Here is a 1744-nt window from a genome sequence, read left to right on the forward strand (position 1 = left end):
TTTATTTTAATTAATAAACAATTTGGTTCAATTAGTTGTTTCCTTTTGGATCCACTTTTGTGGGGCACCTCAAACAAACATATGAAGAAATATTTAAAAAAGTATTAGCTTTAATCAAAGATTATCGATTTAATATTCCATTAGTCAATTATATAGCCAAAAATTAAAGAAAGGTATTATCAGGGTGAATTGATATTAAATTCATTAAGAAATTAAAACAAAAAATTAGTTTTAAAAACATCATTATTATGTTAATTATTTTTTATTTTTTAGCTATTGTATCAGATGTATTAGATAAATATATCCTGAATCCAAAAAGATCGAACGGTATTTATCGATTTAAAAAATATTATTTATTTAACATCATTATTAATTACGATATTAAAGGCACGATAGATAAGTTTTTAAGTCCTATTTGCACTTTTTTATTGTTAGGTTATTGGGGAGAAATGTTTTTAAGAAATGATAGTTCATCTTATAAAAAAATTTCTTCTTCTAAAAGAAGTTCATTCACTTTCCAAGATGTGGCTGGTAATGAAGAAGAAAAAGAAGAAATGCAAGAATTAATTGATTTTTTAAAAAATCCTAAAAAATACCAAGATATAGGAGCTTCTATTCCAAAAGGAGTTTTATTAGAAGGGCCGCCAGGAACAGGAAAAACTTTATTAGCGAAAGCTTTAGCTGGTGAAGCTCAAGTACCTTTTTATTCTGTTTCAGGTTCTGAGTTTATAGAAAAATATGTCGGAGTCGGCGCTTCCCGAATAAGATCGTTATTCAAAGAAGCAAGACAAAACGCTCCTTGTGTTTTATTTATCGATGAAATTGACGTTTTAGTTGGTAAAAGAGGTGGCGGGAATAGTGGCGGTTCTCAAGAAAAGGATCAAACTCTTAACCAATTATTAACCGAAATGGATGGTTTTACTACTTCTAAAGGAATTATTATTATTGGCACTACTAATAGAGCTGATATGTTGGATCCTGCTTTATTAAGACCAGGAAGATTTGACCGTAAATTTACAGTTGGTTTGCCTGATGTTAAAGCTAGAGAAGCTATTTTAAAGGTACATGCGAGAAATAAAAAACTAGATCCATCGGTTGATTTTTCTCAAATCGCTAAACAAACGCCTTCTATGAGCGGTGCTCAATTAGCTTCTGTCTTAAATGAAGCTTCTATCTTAACAGTTAGAAATGATAAAGAAACAATAACAAATGAAGAATTATATGAAGCTATTGATCGAGTTTTAATGGGTCCAGCAAAAAAATCCCGTAAATATGATGAAGAAGAAAAGAAAATGGTAGCTTATCATGAAGCTGGACATGCAGTCATTGGTTTAAAATTAAAACATGCTCCGAAGGTCCAAAAAGTAACTATTATTCCTAGAGGCAATGCTGGTGGTTATAATTTAATGCTTCCAGAAAAAGAAACTTTCTTTTTCTCTAAGAAAAGAATGTTAGCTAATATTATCTCTTATTTAGGCGGAAGAGCAGCCGAAGAATTAATGTTTGATAATATTTATAACGGAGCTTACGGTGATTTCAAATCAGCGACCCAAATAGCGACTCAAATGGTAACTAAATTAGGGATGTCTGATTTAGGATCAGTCCAAGATACAGATAAAAAACATGTTGATATAGAAATTAAAAAAATAATAGATTAATGTATGGAAGAAACAAGAAAAATAATTAAAGAAAATAAATATTTATTAGATAAAATAGCTAACACATTGTTAGAACAAGAAACTAT

1 pseudogene is annotated in these 1744 nt (G+C 29.6%); it reads left to right on the forward strand.

Annotation, left to right across the window (positions count from 1 at the left end):
- Nucleotides 1-458: 458 nt before the first annotated feature.
- Nucleotides 459-1744, forward strand: a pseudogene (gene ftsH / locus RI68_RS01550) (ATP-dependent zinc metalloprotease FtsH); the annotation flags it as partial.

It is taken from the genome of Vaccinium witches'-broom phytoplasma str. VAC (assembly GCF_000309405.1).
In the GTDB taxonomy this organism is placed as follows: Bacteria; Bacillota_I; Bacilli_A; order Acholeplasmatales; family Acholeplasmataceae; genus Phytoplasma.